The following is a 17,452-nucleotide window of genomic DNA, read 5'->3' on the forward strand; positions in this document are numbered from 1 at the left end:
TCTTGCATCGGCCAGAGCCGGACTCGCGCCCGGCAATATCGACGGCGAGCGGTGGCAAAGCTACAGCTGATGCAGCACTACCTCCGAGTCGTGGCGGGCGTCGATGCTAGTCGATGTCGACGAGCTGCACCTTGCCGCCGCGGTTGATTCGCAACACATGCCTCACGGCCGGCACGATGTCTTCCGGATCGTGCACGGCCATCACGATCTGTGTTCCTTGTTCAGCCAGTTGCTCGATGAAACCCAGCACGCTCGCTCGCACATCGCCGTCGAGCCCCGTGCAGGGCTCGTCCAGTAACAACAGCTCCGGATCGTTCATCATGGCGCGCGCGAACAACGCCAACCGCATCTGCCCGTACGACACTTGTCTCGGGCCGCGAGCGCTCAGATGTTCGATGTTGAAAAACTTCAGCCAGCGAGCGGCGGCCTTGCGATCCGCTTTGGTCGGCGCGTCGTTCAGGCCGACGCTGGAATAGCGACCGGAGATGACGATCTCCTCGATGGACCTGGCCAGGAAATGATCGGCCTGCAGCTCCGGCGACACCCAACCGAGTCGACGTTTCCAAGCTTCGATGTGCGTGCCCTTCGGCGCGCCGTCCCGCTCGATCGTGCCGCCCAGCGCGGGATGCAGATCGCCGTAGATCATATTCAGCAGCGAGCTCTTGCCCGAGCCGTTCGCACCGAGGATGGCCCAGTTCTGACCGCGCCCCAGCGTCCAGTCGAATTTACGAATGACCGGGCGGTAGTCGCGATAAATCTCGGCGTTGCGAATGACGAACAGCGGCGCGGCGCTCTTCTGCTTGCGCGAATTACCCGAAGCCACCGTCGCATCACGAGCCGTAACGGCCGCGGCCGATCTCGGCCGCGCCGTAGAGAGTCGCCCAGCTCGCGCGTGCCCGGAAGCAACGTGGGCTCGTACCTGCGACGTCGGCACTTTGGCCAAGCGTCCAGCGGCGCCACTCCATCTCCTATCGTCCGCGGCGGCGCCATGCGCCTTCTTATCGCTCGCGGCGGCGGTACGAGACGGCTCGTCGTCGCGAACTACTGTCTGTTCATGCCCGATCGGCCCGGCTGAAACGATACGTCCCTGCTGGATGTAGGCCACATGCGTCACATTCTTCGGCAACTCCTTCGGCCGATGCGACGTGATCACCCAGTCATGCCCGCCTCTGGGCTGCTCGAGCGCCTTCTTCAACTTCTCCTTGGCTCTCACATCCAATCCATTGAACACTTCATCGAGCAACAACACCGCCGCGGGCCCAGCAAACAAGCGCGCGACCAGAACCAGGCGCCGCTGGCCGTACGACAAACTGAGAATGCGCCGCTGTCTCAACCCCCACAGCCCGAAGCGCCGTAGAACTCGCGCGACGCGCTCTCGCTGAGCGGAAGTCGGCTGATTCAACGGAATGTCCTCGTCGAACACCCCCGTCGTCACCACCTGAGTGACCGTGAGATTCCAGTCGTAACGAACGTATTTATCCTGCCGCTCCGGCCCGACGTAAGCGATCTGCTCTTTCATGAGCGAAGACGTGCGCCGCTGACGCCCGGTGGGCGTCGGCCACACGTCGCCACGAAGCATCTTGAGCAGCATGGTCTTGCCGGAGCCGTTGGCGCCGATCAGCGCCCAGCGCTCGCCTTCACGCAAGCTGAAGTCGATCTCCTCGAGCGCCTGATGCGCCTCGAAGATCAACGAACAATTGACGAGCTCGATCAGCGGGACGGAGGAGGAGAGTTTTGCAGCGACCACAGGGCGTTGATTGCCGGCGAGTCGCGCACGACCCGGCCGTCTTCTTCAAGTTTCAGCAGATGAGCCAGCAGCGAGCCTTTCGCCACCGGATGTAAGCGGGAATCGACGTCGTCATACACGCTGACGACCAATGTATCCATATCGGCGGCACCGATGCGGCCGAGACGTTCTACGACCTTGGCCTCGCGCTGCAGGCGATGCGCGATGATGCGCACGATCTCGGCCTGCGCGTCTTCGATCGTCAGGCCATGGCCGGGCGCGATGCGAGTCGCCGGCTCCTTCTGCAAACGCGCGAGCGAGCGCAGATAGTCGCCCATGCTGCCATCCGGCGGCCCGATGACCACCGTCGATCCTTGCATCAGATGATCGCCAGTGAACAACAGGCCCGTGCCTTCGAGCAGATAACAAAGATGATTCGACGCATGCCCCGGCGTATGCAGGGCCTGCAGCGTGAGCGATCCGATCGTCACCCGATCGCCATCGTTCAACAGCTTGCTCGGGGTGAAGCCAGCATCCTGACGCCCATGCTCCGGCGCCGGCTTGCCCATCACGGTGGCCCCCGTCGCATCGGCAAGGGCCTTGGCCGCGGGCGAATGATCCGGATGCGTGTGAGTCGCGAGCACCGCGTCGATGCGCCCGCCCGTTTCTCGCAGGATGCGCTCGACATGCACCGCATCCTCCGGCCCCGGATCGATCACCAGGTAACGATCGTGACCGATCAGATACGTGTTCGTGCCCGGCCCCGTCATGAACCCGGGATTGCGCGCCACCAGCCGGCGCACGCCGGGAGCGATTGGGTCGAGTTGTCCGGAGCTGAGCGACATGCCGCAAGCCTATCACCACTGCCGCCCACCCCGCTCACCGGCACGCGTCAGCGGCTACCGGGTTTCCGACACCGCTCGCGCCGCAAGATTGACCCACCGCGAGCCTTCACGTATTTTGCGTGAACCGAGTCAGGACCCGCGACAATGGCCGAAAAACAGAACATCACCGTGGCAATCGAGCCCGCGCTGCTCAAGCAGGCGCGTGCTATCGCCGCTCGCCGCGGCACGAGCATCAGCGCCCTGCTCGCGGAAGAATTGCGCGGCCTGGTGGCCGAGGACCGCGCCTACGAAACCGCGCACCGGAGGGCCAAGGCTCTGATGCAAGCGGGACTCGACCTCGGGGGCGCCCGCATGGAAAACCGGGACGAGATCCATGACCGAAGTCGTTTTCGTTGATACAAACATTCTGGTCTACGCGCACGACGCGACGGCCGGTGAGAAACACAATCGAGCGGTCCGGGCGCTGGAGCGCTTGTGGGATGCACAGACGGGACGCATCTCCGTGCAGGTACTCCAGGAATTCTATGTGACGGTGACCAAGAAGCGGGCCACCGCTCGCACCACGGCACGTGAGATCGTTCAAGCCTACACGCCCTGGGTTCAGTATCCGACCACGCCCGAAACCATTCTCCGCGCCAGCGACCTGTCCGAATCGGCACAGATCTCCTTCTGGGATGCGATGATCGTCGCCTCCGCCGAAGAGGTCGGGGCCTCGCTGCTCTACACGGAAGATCTCAACGACGGCCAGCTCATTGGCGGCGTGAGAATCATCAATCCGCTGACTCAGTACGACCTGCCGCCGACGACGTCATATTCTGTACATGAACCCGCACCGCCAGCGTATGGGAGCCGCCGCCGAGGATGACGCCGCGGAGCGGGGAAACGTCGCCGAAGTCGCGTCCCCAGGCGATGGCGATGTGATCCAGGCCGGCGCGGACGCCGTTGGTGGGATCGAACTCGACCCAGCCGAGCGGTGGGCAGAAGGCGGCGACCCAAGCGTGCGAAGCGTCGGCGCCGACGAGCTGGGACTCGCCGGGGCGAGGATTGGTGCGCAGATAGCCACTGACATAGCGAGCCGCCAGTCCGCGAGCGCGCAGGCACGCAATCATCAGATGAGCGTAGTCCTGACACACGCCGCGCTTCTCTTCCAACACCTGGAGCAAGGGCGTCGAAATGTCTGTCACGCCCGGCGTGTACTTCATCTCGCGATATAACTTCATCATCAACGCATCCGCGGCCGCCAGGAGCGGGCGACCGGTGACAAAACAATCCGCGCCGTACTCCGTGAATGCCTGCTTGATACGAACGTAGGGCGACTCGACGCGATAGCGAATCGCATCGAGCTGTTCATTGCCAGGCGGTCGCGCCGTATAGAGCAACCGATTGCGCGCGCGTTCCCAAGACTCCGTCGGAGCATCGGTCGCACGCCGCTCGCGCACCTCCACCTTCATCTCGCTGGTGACGGACAGCTCCTGATGCGGCCGACTGAATTCCAAGCGTCGCAGGGGATTGCCAAAGGCATCGATGGCATCGAGGCTGCCGGAGGGCTCCGGCGTGATTTGAATCGACTGCTCGCTGCAGGCCTGATGAGCCATCGCGCGCGGCACTAGATGAAGCAGATGATGGGCGTGCACGACCTCGGCGCTGTACTTGTACAACGTCTCGTGCTTCACCCGATAAGTCACCGCCGCGCTCATGCGGTCACCGCGTGACGGTCCAGTTCGGTATGAGAGAAATGGCGCATGGACAGCCGATCGGACAGCAACGACGCCGCATCCACCATCCTATTCAGCGCCCGAGCAAAGCCTTGCCTGGCCAGCTCGGCGCTATAGCCCAGGCCTTCCAGCGCGCCATAGTCCGCTTCAACCGTTTCAGTCACGGCCTGCTGAAAGAAATCCACCGCCAGCTCGCCCGCCGATTCACTCAGTTGCTGAGTGATCGCGCAGATCTCCAGGCCGAGAAACGCCAGCGAGCGCGGATTCTTCGCGTCTCGCACCAGCAGCTGTAATAGAGGCGCCAGCCGGGGGCGATCGAAATATCGAGTGCGATAGGCAATCGTGCCGCTGGCGATATCCAGAATCCACTCCAGCTCGCCCCGTGTGGGCGCGGCCTCGCTCAGTCGACGCGACAGGAGCATGGCCAGGAATGAAATCCGCTCGACCCGCCGGCCCAGCATCATCAGCCGCCACGCGTCGTCCTGAGTCATGTCGTCATGCGCGAATCCCGACAGCGCCGCGCACGACAGCGTCAATCGATCGAGCGTTTCGCGCACGTCGCTGCTGCTGGAAGAAGCATCGTGATATTGACGCTGCACGACGCCGATAGCTCGCCAGTGCTCCGCCGACAGCCGACCGCGCGCCTGCGTCGCCGACCATTGCAGCCGCTGCAAGTCCGCGGCGATACCGAGCTGATGCTGAGTATCGAACAAGCTCGCCGCCGGATCGGAATCCATCGGCGTGACACCGAGATGCCGGCATGTATCAACCGCACGCGGCCACACTTCGGAGCGACGCTCCAAGGCCAGCGTTCCTCGCAGCAACCGGATCTTGTCCTCACAGCGTGTCGCGTACCGACCGAGCCAGTAAAGATTCTCGCCAACGCGCGACGGCAAGCTTTCATTGCGAAGCCGGCTGCGCGGCGCGATCTCAGTGATCTGAGAGCCCTCCTCGCCCTGGCCCAGCACCCACACGTCTTTACTGCCGCCACCGCGCTGAGTCGAAACCACGTCGGCATAGACATCCGACGCAATTCGAGCCATGCCACCAGGAATCACTTGATATCCATCGGGCCCGGCAATCGCATACACACGCAAAGACAGCGCGCGCCCCGTCAACCCCGTGCCCCGCCACACCGGCGTTTGCGACAACGCCAGACGCTCTTGAGCGACATAGGCATACGGCCGCGCCCGCAAGCGACGTATCAATCGAGCGCGAGCATCGCGAGTGAGATCTCGGCCAAACACGGCTTCGAAGCGCTGATTCGGGAAGGTTGGTTTGATGACCAGACGATCCAGCCCTTCCAGCACTTCTTCGAGCGCCGGCCGCTCGCCGCACCACCAAGTCGCGACCGACGGCAGTTGCAGCGGCTCGCCGAGCAGCCATTCGCAAATCGATGGCAGAAAACCCAGCCACGCGGCGGACTCGATCACGCCGCTGCCGAGCGCATTTCCCAACACGACGCGCCCCGCCCGCACCACCTTCAACAATCCCGGGACGCCCAGCGCCGAATCGGCGCGCAGTTCCGCTGGATCGCAAAAGTCATCGTCGAGCCGGCGTAGCACCGCGTGCACACGCTTCAGGCCGCTGAGCGTCTTCAGATACAACGTGTCATCGCGCACCGTGAGGTCGGAGCCCTCGACCAGCGAGAAGCCCAGCTGTCGCGCCAGATACGCGTGTTCGAAATAGGTTTCGTTGAACGGTCCGGGCGTGAGCACGACCGCGAGTGGCATCTCGCTGTCCTCGACGTTCGCCAGCAATCCATCCCGCAGCGATGCGAACGCACCGCTCAACGGACGCACATTGAGATCGTCGAGCGTATCGGACAGCACGCGCGACACGATGCGTCGATTCTCCAGCGCATAGCCAGGACCGGAAGGGGTCTGGGTGCGATCGCTGAGCACCCACCAGCGCCCATCGGGCGAACGCGCCAAGTCGGCGGCGTACATATAGAGCCAGCGACCGCCTCGCGGGACGGCGCCATGGCACGGCCACAGATAATTCGGATGACCGAAAGCAATCTCCGCCGGCACCGTGCCTTCCTGGAGCAGCCGCTGCGGACCATACAAATCCGCGAGCACCGAATCGAACAGCCGGGCACGCTGAATCACGCCGCGTTCGATGCTTTGCCACTCCTCCGCCGACATGATCACCGGCAGCATGTCGAGCGTCCACAATCGATCGCGCCCCTGCGGATCGGCGTAAACGTTGTAAGTGACGCCGTTCTCGACGATCAACCGTCGGGCGAGATCGGCGCTGCGCCGGACAGCATCCGGCCCGGCCTGCTCCAATCGCTCCACCAGCGCGCGCCAGTGCGGACGGATGCTGCCATCGGGGGACAACAGCTCGTCGTAGCGCTGCAGATCGGGCGTATAGGTTTGAAGCGAAGCGGACATTCGAGCCTGAGATACGGACGCAAGAATACTCACGTCCTTCTGAGATCCAGCGTAAACGCAAACTCCGGCGCCGTCGATGCAGGCGGCACTTCGACCCGGCCGGGGGTATGCCCCAACCGGAAGAAGCGCGCCAGCCGCCGGCTCTCCGCCTCGAAGGCGTTCACCGGGAACGTCGCGTAATTGCGGCCGCCCGGATGTGCCACGTGATACTGGCAGCCGCCCAGCGAGCGATTCATCCAGGTGTCGATCAGATCGAACGTCAACGGCGAATGCACCCCGATCGTCGGATGCAATGCCGACGCCGGCTGCCAGGCGCGATAACGCACACCGGCCACGAACTCACCGACTGCACCAGTTGGGCGCAGCGGCATCGCATGGCCATTGCACGCGATCACATAACGATCCGGCGCGAGGCCAGTGACCTTCACCTGTAACCGCTCGACCGACGAATCCACATAACGAACCGTGCCGCCAATCGTTCCCTCCTCGCCCATGACATGCCACGGCTCGAGCGCTTGCCGGATCTCCATGTCGACGCCGCGGGTCGCGAAGTCGCCAACCTTGGGGAAACGAAATTCCAGATGCGGCGCGAACCATTCCGGCTGCAAGGAATAGCCGTCGGCGCGCAGCTCGGTGAGCACGTCGCGCAGATCCTGCTCGATGAAATACGGCAGCATGAAACGGTCGTGCAGCTCGGTTCCCCAGCGCGCCAACCTCGCCGGCTCGTAGGGACGACTCCAGAACTTCGCGATCAACGAGCGCAACAGCAGCTGTTGCGTCAGACTCATGCGAGCATGCGGCGGCATCTCGAACGCGCGCATCTCCAGCAATCCCAATCGGCCAGTGGTGCCGTCGGGCGAGAACAGTTTATCGATACAGAACTCGGCACGATGCGTATTGCCGGCGACGTCGATGAGCAGATTGCGGAGCAGACGGTCGATCAACCACGGCGGCGACGTTTGCTCGGCCGCCGGAAAGTGCTTGAACGCAAGCTCCAACTCATACAACGAATCGTTACGCGCTTCGTCCACGCGCGGCGCCTGGCTGGTCGGCCCGATGAACAGACCCGAGAACAAATACGACAACGCCGGATGATTGTGCCAATACGCGATCAGGCTTCGTAGCAAGTCGGGACGCCGCAGGAACGGCGAGTCGTTGGGCGTCGCCCCGCCGAGCACGAAGTGATTGCCACCGCCGGTGCCGGTGTGACGCCCATCGAGCATGAACTTCTCGGTACTGAGCCTGGACTCGCGCGCGGATTCATACAAATGCGTGGTGCGCTCGACCATCTCATCCCAGCTGGCGGCCGGATGGATATTGACTTCAATCACGCCCGGATCCGGCGTGACCCGGAAATGGTTCAGACGCGAATCGGATGGCGGCTCATATCCCTCCAGCACGACGGGCTGCGATTGGCTGCGCGCCACGGCTTCGACGGCCTGAACGATCTCCAGATAATCATCGAGCCGACGCATCGGTGGCATGAAGATATACAACACGCCATTGCGAGCCTGCGCGCACATGGCCGTGCGCGTAATCCAATGCGCGGACTCACCCTTTCCGGGTGCATCAGGATGCAGCTCGTGATGGCCGCCACGACCGGTCGATTGCGAACCAGTCGTCCCATCGATGCCACGCCACGCCTGCCGCCGCAGCTCCGCCTGCAGCGGCAATGGTTGACGCTGTTCGATCCAATCCGACGGTTGTCGTCGAATCTGTGCGTAGCGCGCCAACGGCGGCAATTCCTCGCTCGGATCGACCTGATACAAATACGGATACTCGCCCTCGGTCACCCACGGCTGCGAATCCAGTGGCAATCGATATCCGATCGGCGAATCGCCAGGAATCAGATAACAGCGCTCGCTCCGCAGGAACCACGAGCCCGTTTCCCAACCGGACGCGTTGCGCGCGATCGGCAGCACATGACCGATGATGCTATCCAAGCCAGCGCTGAACACGCGCGCCAATCGCGCTCGCTCCAACGGATCCTCCAGCTTCGCATCGAAGGGATCGACATTGGTCGGCAAGCGTCGCTCGCGCCACAAGTAATAGAACGCGTCCTCGTAGGTCGGAAACACGAACTGCGGCGTGAGTCCGAGCTGTCTTGCCACCGCAGTGAGGAACTCACCGGCGTGCTTTTCACTGGCCCCGTAGTTGGTCGACTCATTGGCATACAGCGACGGCTCGCTCCAGATCGGCTCGCCATCCCCGCGCCAGAAACAATTGAACGACCAGCGGGGCAACTGCTCGCCGGGATACCACTTGCCCTGGCCGAAGTGCGCCAATCCGTGCGGCGCGTATTGCTCCTTCAAGCGATGAAACAACTCAGCCGCGCGTGCCCGCTTGGTCGGCCCGAGCGCGGCGGTGTTCCATTCGGCGCCATCCGGATCGTCGACGGCGACAAACGTCGGCTCGCCGCCCATCGTGAGACGCACGTCCTCCGCTTCCAGATCCGCATCCACAGCCCGGCCGAGCGCAACGATCTCCGACCACTGCGCTTCCGTGTAGGGCTTGGTGACGCGCGGCGCTTCCCAGATCCGCTCCACCTTCATGTGATGGGAGAACTCGACCTCCGACTCATCGACCGCGCCCGACACCGGCGCCGCGCTCGACGGCTCGGGTGTGCACGCCAGCGGGATGTGACCTTCGCCGGCCAGCAATCCCGACGTGGGATCGAGACCGATCCAGCCCGCGCCCGGCAGATACACCTCGCACCAGGCATGCAGATCGGTGAAGTCGGCCGGCGGACCGGACGGGCCGTCGAGCGCTTTGACGTCGGCGGCCAGTTGAATCAGATAGCCCGACACGAAGCGCGCCGCCAGGCCCAGATGCCGCAACAGTTGCACCAGCAACCAGCCCGAATCGCGGCACGAGCCGGACGCATTGCAGAGTGTTTGCTCCGGCGTCTGCACGCCGGGCTCCATCCGGATCAGATAACGGATATCCTTGGCGAGCCGCTGATTGAGGCTGACCAGAAAATCGATCGTGCGCACCCGCTGGCGCGACAGGCCGGCCAGATACTCGCCGAAGCGAGGCGTGGGCGCATGAGTGACCAGATAAGGCGCGAGCTCACGACGCTCGGCCGGCTGATAGTCGAAGGGAAAATGCCCGGCGTAATCGTCCAAAAAGAAATCGAACGGATTGAGCACCGCCATCTCGGCCGTGAGGTCGATCTCGATGCGCAGCTCGGTGGTCGGCTCCGGCACCACCACGCGCGCCAGGTAGTTCGCTTCCGGGTCCTGTTGCCAGTTGATGAAATGTTCGGCCGGCGTGATGCGTTGGGAGTACGACAGGATGCGGGTCCGGCTGTGCGGCGCCGGGCGCAGCCGGATCAGCTGCGGGCCGAGCGAGACCCGCCGGTCATATCGATAATGAGTGACATGATTCAGCGCGACGTGGATCGACAAGCATTGTTCCTTGCGGCCCGAGGGGCCGAGCTCCGGCTCGGGTTCAGGCAATGCAAGTCTCACTCCAGCCACATCGGTGCGCCGACGCCGCGAACGCCGGCATCCGCGCACCGGAGCGGTGCGCCGACGAGGTATCATCGCACCGGCACAGAGCTTCCAGAATAGGAGCAAGGGCGAGCGTGACCCTCACCATCATTCTGATCGCAGCCATGGTCGGCGTGGCCGTGTTCATGTTCGGCATGCGCGGCGCGTCGAATCGTTCCCCGGTTCCCGACGCGCCTCGCGGCGAGCCCCAGGCCATTGCCGGTCCCCGCGCCGGCGACGGTCCGCCCTTCGAAACCGAGGCGACCGCGAGCGCCTTTGCCGAATGTTACAAGCTGGCTTTCACGGTGCCCGGCTTCGACTACGCGATCTCGGGTCAGCACGAAGCGGTGCTGGAGAAGGTCAACCACAACGCCGCGGCGGCGGTTCATCAGCGTGAATATTTCCCTCGTCGTCCGATGCTGCTGCCGAAGCTCATGCAGGCACTGAACGACGACGAGAGCACTCGCCGGGAACTGGTGAGGCTGATTCTCGAGGATCCCGCGCTGGCGGGCAGCACTCTGCAACGGGCCAACAGCGCCGCGTATCGCTATTCACCCGAGCCCGTGGACAGCCTCGATCGTGCCGTCGTCGTGCTCGGCACCGATGGACTGCGCAGCCTGCTGGCCACGGCCATTCTGCAGCCGGTGTTTCGCCAGCCCAAAGGTCACTTCGACAACTTCGCCGCCGTGACCTGGGAACATGCGCAACGCACGGCCGCCGCGTCCGAGATGTGCGCGAGGGTGCTCGGTAACGCCGATCCCTTCATCGCGCAGCTGATCGGCCTGCTCGGCCCGCTGGCGCGCATCGTGCTGTTTCGACTGACGATGGAAACATATCGCGAGTTTCCGGACATTCAGCCGCGCGCCGAAGTATTCATTCGCGCCATGCAGTCGCAGGCGCCGAATGTCGCGGGGTTCATCGCGTCGACCTGGGAGCTGTCCGACCCTTCCATTCGCGCCTTGCAGGAACAGACGGACAAGATTCCGCCGGACACGATGAGCCCGCTCGGTCAGGCCATCTACTTCGGCGAGCTCTGTGGCGCACTGACGCTGCTGGTCAAGCGTGGCACCTATTCCGAGGAAGGCGCGCAGGCACTGCTGATGGAGCAAGGCCTGAGCCGCAAGGTCACCCAGGAAATCTGGCAAGCCGCGAACCGCGCCGTGCAGGAATAGCGGTCCGGAACCGGGCCGCGACTGCAGTCGTTCACTAAGCATCTAAGTGAACGAGCGAGGCCCCATGGCTAATGTGCCTGCAAACATGCCCAAGCGTCCGCCCGGCCTGCACCGGATGCTGGATTACGGACGACAGAAGGGTAAAGTAGGTTGGATCCTGCTGTGGCTGCTGGGCATTCCCATCCCAGTGCTGTTCGTGCTGTTTCTGGTAAGAGGCTGCACTTAACTCAACCTCTGGAGCAACGTCGCTCATGCTGGTCACCTTTCGCTCCACCGCGACTGAATCCATCACCATGTTCGAGGACGTTGCTGTCCAGCTGCTGAAGCTGATGGGCGCGACCGGGCGTATCCCCGGCGCGCTCGGCCCGGACGACGTGCCCGCGGCCTTGAGTCAACTCGAGCGAGCCACCGAGCGGATCAAGGCCGGGACGCATGCCACCCCGGCCCGCCCGGCGGACAACGAAGACTCCAGGAACGAGGATGAGGACGACGAGGACAATGAGGCGCCAGTGGACCTGGCGACCCGGGCCGTCCCGCTGCTGAGCATTCTCAAGCGGGCTGCGGCCGCCAAGGCCGAGCTGGTCTGGGAAGCCAAGGGCAAGTAACCCCGTCCAACCGCCCGTCGGGCGCGGTGGTAAACTGGTTCGCTTGGAGTTCCGGGGAGCCAGTCATGGGCCGCATTTTCGAAGTCAGAAAGCACGCGATGTTCGCGCGCTGGAACCGCATGGCGAAGCAATTCGCCCGCATCGGTAAAGACATCACCATCGCCGTCAAGAACGGCGGCCCCGACCCCCACTCCAACCCGGCCCTGCGACGCGTGATCCAGAACTCGCGCGCCGTCAACATGCCCAAGGACAAGGTCGAAGCGGCGATCAAGCGCGCCTCGGGCAAGGACGCGGCCAACTTCACCGAAATCCTGTACGAAGGCTACGCCCCCCATGGCGTCGCCGTGCTGGTCGAAACCGCCACCGACAATCCGACCCGCACCGTCGCCAACGTGCGCAGCATCTTCACCAAGCACGAGGGCAACCTGGGCACCGCCAACAGCGTCAGCTTTCAGTTCAAGAAAATGGGCGTGTTCCGCTTGAACCCCGAAGGCATCGACCAGGACGACCTGGAGCTGTACCTGATCGACCACGGCCTGGAAGAGATGGGCGAGAGCACCGGCGAAAAGGGTGAGCCGCAGATCGTGGCCCGCTGCAACTTCCCCGAGTTCGGCCAGATGCAAAAGGCCCTGGAAGACCGTGGCATCAACCCGTTGTCCGCCGAGCATGAATACATCTGCCTGACGCCGACCGAGCTGCCCGAAGAGCAAGCCACCGAAGTCCTGGAAATGATCGACAAGCTCGAACAGGACGAGGACGTGCAGAAGGTGTATCACACCTTAGCCTGAAGCCGATGTTCAAGATGATGTATCGGCCGGCGCCCTGGGTACATGGATGTACCCCGCCGCCGCAGGCGGCGGCGAGAGGCAAAAGTCGCGCCTTTTGCCGACTCGCATGAGGGTCGTGGCAGGGCTCGACGGTGCTTTAAGCGAAGCACGGCTTCGCTCCGTCGAGCGGGTATCCATGGATGTATACCCCGGGCTTACGCGGAGCAGGGACTGCACAGCGTAATGCCCGATCCCGATTTGAATATGCCCCGGTTGCAGGTCGCCTTTGGCGACGACCTGTTCTCGGCCGCACAGCACTTGGTCCGCGGCGGCTCGGTCAGCGAGCTGCGCGTTCTGCAATCTGGTCTGGTCGTGACAGGTGTGGTCGCCGACGAAAGTGCGGCGGCCAAACGGCAGCGTGTTTACATCCGGCACACGGCTGCGAACGACCCGACGATTGCGGAAGCCGAATGCAGCTGCGGTAAACCCAGCCCGTGCGTGCACATCGCCGCCGTGTCGATCGCGGCTGTGAGCAACGCGCCTGGCGTCGCCACGCCTCCGCGCGCCACGTCATCGCTGCAACGTGCGACCTCCGCATCTGCCGGGCCGCAGTTACAACAGCGGCTCTACTATCTGTTGCAATCGACGTCGGCGGGCGAACTGCAACTGTCGACCTGGATTGGCCAATCCGCCCCTGGATCGGCTCGCCTCGCGCGCGGCGGCTCCAGCATCTTCGTGCCTCGAGGCAACGACTTCCCTCGCTATGTCGATTCGGAAGATCGACAGATCCTGCACTTGTTACTTTCGCAGCGGACCGATGGTCCGTGGCTGTTACGCGATACCGACGGCACAACCGTCCTGAATCTCGTGATCGCAACTGGCCGTGCGCGCTGGCAGACCCTCGACACTCCGTCGCTCAAAGCAGGCAAGCTGCGACAGACCAAGCTGTCGTGGCAGCAGCTGGAGAATGGCGAGCAGTATCTGCAATGCGAAGTCAGCGAGCGCGGCGACGATGCAGTCGCCACGTTCTTCGACCTGGACGTCGCGACCTACGTCGATCCGTCGAGCAAGGAGGTCGGTGCGCTCGCTCTGCCCTGCCCCATCGAAGACTTCCGTCGGTTCTGGAACTCGCCACCGGTTGCGCCCGAAGAAGTCGCGGCATTGAATGCAGAGATCGCGCAGAGCTGCGCCGCTCTACCGAAGCTGCGCGAACTCAAAGCGGTACGGAAGGCACGCAAGAGCGTCGGCGCGCAGCTGTATCTCTCCGAAGATCCCATCGCCACGCTGTACTTCGTCTACAACGGCCTGCCCGTGTACAGCCGTTCACTGCGCGATGACATGACTCACGTCCGCATCGTCGCGGATAGCAAGCTGCATGAGATCCCGCGAGATCGGAAAGCCGAGCACACTATTCAGCAGCGCTTCTCCTCGGCCCTGGCCAATAGCTCGCAAGGTCGCGATTTCTGGCTGGCGTTCGTGATGGATGGCATTCCCAAACTGCGCACCGAAGGCTGGGACGTCGTCGTCAACGACGACTTCCCCTATCGCCTCGCCTCGGCGGGCGAATGGTATGTGGACGCCGACAGTGGCCGCGATCGCGAATGGTTCGATTTGAAGCTCGGCCTGGTCGTCGACGGCGTCCAGGTGAATCTGCTGCCGGCACTCGTCGACTATCTGCAGGGCGCGCTCGGTAATGGCGAGGCTGGCGTACATCGCATCGGCGATCAGCTGTTCGTGCAGCTGCCCGACAAGCGCTATCTGCCGGTGCCGATCGAACGAATCAAGCGCATCGCCGACACGCTCGTCGAGCTGTTCGATCACGACGCGCTGAACAAGCAGCAATCGCTGTCGCTGCCAGCGTCCCAAGCAAGCCGTCTCGCTCAGCTCACCTCAGAGCCCGAGGCGCCGGTGCTGCGCTCGAAGAGTACGGCGCTGCTGGAATCCGTCGCCGAGCTGAAGAACTTCTCTGCGATCAAGCCGCTGCAACCGCCGGCACGCTTCAACGCGACACTGCGCCCGTATCAGCAAGAAGGTCTGGGCTGGCTGCAGTTCCTGCGACGCTGCCACCTCGGCGGCATCCTCGCGGACGACATGGGCCTGGGCAAGACCGTGCAGACGCTGGCCCATCTGGCGCTGGAAAAGGAAGAAGGCCGGCTGACCAAGCCGTCGCTGATCGTCGCGCCGGTGAGCGTCATCGGCAACTGGCAACGCGAGATCCAGCAGTTCGCGCCGCATTTGAAACAACTGACATTGCATGGCTCGCGGCGCAAGGAACTGTTCTCGTCGATTCGCAACGTCGATGTCGTGATCACCGCGTATCCGCTGTTGCAACTGGATAGCGAAGTGCTGACGGCGCAGGAGTTCTATTTGATCGTCATGGATGAGGCGCAGGTAATCAAGAATCCTCGCGCCAAGGTTTCTCAAGCCGCGCGCGCCCTCAATGGCGAGCATCGGCTGTGTCTCACCGGCACACCGATGGAAAATCATCTCGGCGAGCTGTGGTCGCTCATCGACTTCCTGCAGCCCGGCATGCTGGGCGACGAGCGCGACTTCCAACGCCAATACCGGACCGCGATCGAAAAGAACAACGATCGTGACCGTGCGCTGTCGCTCAGCCGGCGCCTCGCTCCGTTCATGCTGCGACGGACGAAAGATGCCGTCGCGCCGGAGTTGCCGGAGAAGACACAGATCATCGAAACCATCGCGCTGGACGAAAAGCAGCGCGACTTCTACGACGGCGTCCGACTCGCCTCGCATCGGCGCGTGCGCGAAACCATCGAGGAAAAAGGTCTCGCGCGCAGTCAGATCACCGTGCTCGACGCCTTGCTCAAGCTGCGCCAGGCCTGTTGCGATCCGCGGCTGGTCACCTCGGCGGAGCAGCCTGAAGAAGCCGTGCCGTCGGCCAAGATGGACTGGCTCAGCAACGCCTTGCCGGAAATGATCGAGGAAGGCCGGCGCATTCTGCTGTTCTCGCAGTTCACCTCCATGCTGTCCCTGATCGAAGAGCAGATGCAGGAGCTGGGCATTCCTTATCTGCTGCTGACCGGCGATACCAAGGACCGCATGCCGCTGATCGAGAAATTCCAGAGCGGTTCGGTGCCGCTGTTCCTGATCAGTTTGAAAGCCGGTGGCACGGGCTTGAATCTCACGGCCGCGGACACCGTCATTCACTATGACCCTTGGTGGAATCCCGCGGTCGAAGCACAGGCCACGGATCGCGCGCATCGCATCGGGCAACACAAGCCGGTGTTCGTGTATAAGCTGATCGCGCAAGGCACGGTCGAAGAACGCATCGTGCGGCTGCAGGAACAGAAACATCAGCTGGCCAGCCAGCTGTACACCGAAAAGAACGCCGCGCCGTTGCAACTGGATGCGGCCGATCTCGAAATGTTGTTCGCTCCATGATCAAAATCGACAGCTCCCTGCAGAAGCAGGTGGACGATCAATTGCTGGAACAGGGCGCGTTCACGGTCCTGGAGCTGTTGCTCGCCACCGGGCGCCTGGCTTACAGCGACTACGAGAGCTGGCGTCGTCAGGAAATCGAATTCCTCGACGGCGTGTTGATGGGCAGCCCGGAGAAGATCCGCGCGCAGATCGAACAGTCGGTGAACTACGCTCGTAGCATCGGGCTGGTCGAGCAGCCGCAGGAGTTCACGGCCTGGCACACGGACACGCCGGCCGCCAACAAGCCGCTGCGTATCAGCACTCAGACCGACGTGCATCGTCTCATCGCCGGACGTTTCATTCCGGCGAAGCTGGCGCCACAGATGGATTTGTTCTTCGACAATCCGGTGGCCACGCTCACCAACGGCATCGGTCGCGCCCTGGCCGCGATGAATGCGGCCGACGCACAACGACAGCTCGATCGTCTGTATGAAATCGCGCCGAATCATTCCGACCTGGCCGGATATGATCGGTTGGTCGGGGCGCTCTCGCGTCTGGGCCACCCGAGTGCCGATGTGCGTGAAGAGCTGGCGTTTCTGCAGGACACGGCGCCGACCGCCAAACGACTGCTCGGTTCGCAATGGCGCGAATTACTGACGCCGCTGTGGCGACAGTTGGCCGACTCGCTGACCGATCAGCCGTTCTCCGCCGACGAACCACAGCTCCATCGCAGCTTCGCTTTGACTCAAGCGCAGGATTGGGCCGGTGTCAGCGCCTGTGTTCTGCAGGATCCCGAATGGTGGCGACAGCCCGCGCTGTGCATCGCCGTCGCGCAGAGTGGCGCATTTCAACATCGACGCGTCGAATCGCTGACCGGCTGGTTTGCTCTGTGCTGGCATTCACCCGCGGTCGCGTCGGAAGCTTTGAGCAAGCCCCAGCAGCCCGATGCCGGCGTCGGCAAGGCATGGCAGGAGTTTTTGGCAACGGAAGACGATCTGGTCGATGACGACTCGGACGATTCAGCACTCAGCCCCTGTGACTTCCCCGCGTGGATGCTGTTACACGAGCCCGGGCTTGCCAGACAGATGGCCATCGATCTGGCGCAAACGGACAGTACCGGCGAAGAGCACTATCGCTGCGTGCATCGCTGGCTCGAAGCGCGGCGTGCGCAAAAGAAAGACGACGAGCTCGCTCAGCGCAAAGCCCTGCAAGCGGCACATCCGCTGTTGTTTCGTTATTTGAAAAGCGTGGTCGGCTAAGAATTGTCGCGTCGCGGCGCCGTGCGACGGCGCACGCTACGTATTCTCGCGTCGGCGCGACGGCGTATCCTCACTCGTGCCAATTCCGACCA

Annotated in this window: 13 protein-coding genes; 8 read left to right on the forward strand and 5 right to left on the reverse strand. The window is 63.2% G+C overall.

Annotated elements, in window-relative coordinates; translation table 11 throughout:
- Nucleotides 1-106 precede the first annotated feature (106 nt).
- On the reverse strand, nt 107-1,747 hold the full coding sequence (locus EKO19_RS07670; RefSeq protein WP_129775741.1) for an ATP-binding cassette domain-containing protein: 1,641 nt from the start codon (nt 1,745-1,747) through the stop codon (nt 107-109).
- Nucleotides 1,711-2,571 carry an MBL fold metallo-hydrolase gene (locus EKO19_RS07675; protein WP_129775742.1) on the reverse strand — a complete coding sequence of 287 codons (861 nt, stop codon included), beginning with the start codon at nt 2,569-2,571 and terminating at the stop codon, nt 1,711-1,713. Before EKO19_RS07675 ends, EKO19_RS07670 begins: the two co-directional genes overlap by 37 nt.
- A 144-nt stretch (nt 2,572-2,715) precedes the next feature.
- Between EKO19_RS07675 and EKO19_RS07680 the strand changes: the two genes are divergently transcribed.
- The gene (locus tag EKO19_RS07680) at nt 2,716-2,967 is read left to right on the forward strand and encodes a hypothetical protein (RefSeq protein ID WP_129775743.1); all 252 of its coding nucleotides are present in this window, start codon (nt 2,716-2,718) and stop codon (nt 2,965-2,967) included.
- Nucleotides 2,945-3,436 carry a PIN domain-containing protein gene (locus EKO19_RS07685; protein ID WP_129775744.1) on the forward strand — a complete coding sequence of 164 codons (492 nt, stop codon included), beginning with the start codon at nt 2,945-2,947 and terminating at the stop codon, nt 3,434-3,436. Before EKO19_RS07680 ends, EKO19_RS07685 begins: the two co-directional genes overlap by 23 nt.
- Here EKO19_RS07685 and EKO19_RS07690 read toward each other — a convergent pair.
- The 3 genes from EKO19_RS07690 to EKO19_RS07700 are packed head-to-tail and all read right to left on the reverse strand — an operon-like array spanning nt 3,342 to nt 10,089.
- Nucleotides 3,342-4,268 carry a transglutaminase family protein gene (locus EKO19_RS07690; protein ID WP_129775745.1) on the reverse strand — a complete coding sequence of 309 codons (927 nt, stop codon included), beginning with the start codon at nt 4,266-4,268 and terminating at the stop codon, nt 3,342-3,344. The two genes, EKO19_RS07685 and EKO19_RS07690, sit on opposite strands and share 95 nt — an antisense overlap.
- A complete protein-coding gene (locus EKO19_RS07695) occupies nt 4,265-6,682 on the reverse strand; it encodes a circularly permuted type 2 ATP-grasp protein (protein WP_129775746.1) in 2,418 nt (805 codons plus the stop codon). Before EKO19_RS07695 ends, EKO19_RS07690 begins: the two co-directional genes overlap by 4 nt.
- Before the next feature lie 29 nt (nt 6,683-6,711).
- The gene (locus tag EKO19_RS07700) at nt 6,712-10,089 is read right to left on the reverse strand and encodes a transglutaminase family protein (protein WP_129775747.1); all 3,378 of its coding nucleotides are present in this window, start codon (nt 10,087-10,089) and stop codon (nt 6,712-6,714) included.
- Between the two features lie 179 nt (nt 10,090-10,268).
- Here EKO19_RS07700 and EKO19_RS07705 point away from each other — a divergent pair, with 179 nt between their 5' ends.
- From EKO19_RS07705 to EKO19_RS07725, 6 genes are all read left to right on the forward strand, one after another.
- Entirely contained in the window at nt 10,269-11,345 is a 1,077-nt protein-coding gene (locus tag EKO19_RS07705) for an HDOD domain-containing protein (protein ID WP_157995161.1), read from the forward strand.
- A gap of 64 nt (nt 11,346-11,409) precedes the next feature.
- On the forward strand, nt 11,410-11,571 hold the full coding sequence (locus EKO19_RS38195; RefSeq protein WP_157995162.1) for a hypothetical protein: 162 nt from the start codon (nt 11,410-11,412) through the stop codon (nt 11,569-11,571).
- A gap of 25 nt (nt 11,572-11,596) precedes the next feature.
- Nucleotides 11,597-11,950, forward strand: coding sequence for a DUF1840 domain-containing protein (locus tag EKO19_RS07710; RefSeq protein ID WP_129775749.1), 354 nt, complete (start codon nt 11,597-11,599; stop codon nt 11,948-11,950).
- Nucleotides 11,951-12,015: 65 nt separating this feature from the next.
- Nucleotides 12,016-12,738 (forward strand): YebC/PmpR family DNA-binding transcriptional regulator, encoded by a 723-nt coding sequence (locus EKO19_RS07715; protein WP_129775750.1) that lies wholly within the window; start codon nt 12,016-12,018, stop codon nt 12,736-12,738.
- Nucleotides 12,739-12,960: 222 nt separating this feature from the next.
- Nucleotides 12,961-16,122 (forward strand): DEAD/DEAH box helicase, encoded by a 3,162-nt coding sequence (locus EKO19_RS07720; protein ID WP_175596980.1) that lies wholly within the window; start codon nt 12,961-12,963, stop codon nt 16,120-16,122.
- The gene (locus tag EKO19_RS07725; protein ID WP_129775752.1) at nt 16,119-17,360 is read left to right on the forward strand and encodes a hypothetical protein; all 1,242 of its coding nucleotides are present in this window, start codon (nt 16,119-16,121) and stop codon (nt 17,358-17,360) included. Before EKO19_RS07720 ends, EKO19_RS07725 begins: the two co-directional genes overlap by 4 nt.
- Nucleotides 17,361-17,452 lie beyond the last annotated feature (92 nt).

The organism is Peristeroidobacter soli (assembly GCF_004138485.1).
Taxonomy (GTDB): domain Bacteria; phylum Pseudomonadota; class Gammaproteobacteria; order Steroidobacterales; family Steroidobacteraceae; genus Steroidobacter; species Steroidobacter soli.

Coding starts and splice junctions, on each gene's coding strand:
- EKO19_RS07675 (WP_129775742.1), bottom strand. CDS start 2,571: ATGTCGCTCAGCTCCGGACAACTCGACCCAATCGCTCCCGGCGTGCGC.
- EKO19_RS07680 (WP_129775743.1), top strand. CDS start 2,716: ATGGCCGAAAAACAGAACATCACCGTGGCAATCGAGCCCGCGCTGCTC.
- EKO19_RS07685 (WP_129775744.1), top strand. CDS start 2,945: ATGACCGAAGTCGTTTTCGTTGATACAAACATTCTGGTCTACGCGCAC.
- EKO19_RS07690 (WP_129775745.1), bottom strand. CDS start 4,268: ATGAGCGCGGCGGTGACTTATCGGGTGAAGCACGAGACGTTGTACAAG.
- EKO19_RS07695 (WP_129775746.1), bottom strand. CDS start 6,682: ATGTCCGCTTCGCTTCAAACCTATACGCCCGATCTGCAGCGCTACGAC.
- EKO19_RS38195 (WP_157995162.1), top strand. CDS start 11,410: ATGGCTAATGTGCCTGCAAACATGCCCAAGCGTCCGCCCGGCCTGCAC.
- EKO19_RS07710 (WP_129775749.1), top strand. CDS start 11,597: ATGCTGGTCACCTTTCGCTCCACCGCGACTGAATCCATCACCATGTTC.
- EKO19_RS07715 (WP_129775750.1), top strand. CDS start 12,016: ATGGGCCGCATTTTCGAAGTCAGAAAGCACGCGATGTTCGCGCGCTGG.
- EKO19_RS07720 (WP_175596980.1), top strand. CDS start 12,961: ATGCCCGATCCCGATTTGAATATGCCCCGGTTGCAGGTCGCCTTTGGC.
- EKO19_RS07725 (WP_129775752.1), top strand. CDS start 16,119: ATGATCAAAATCGACAGCTCCCTGCAGAAGCAGGTGGACGATCAATTG.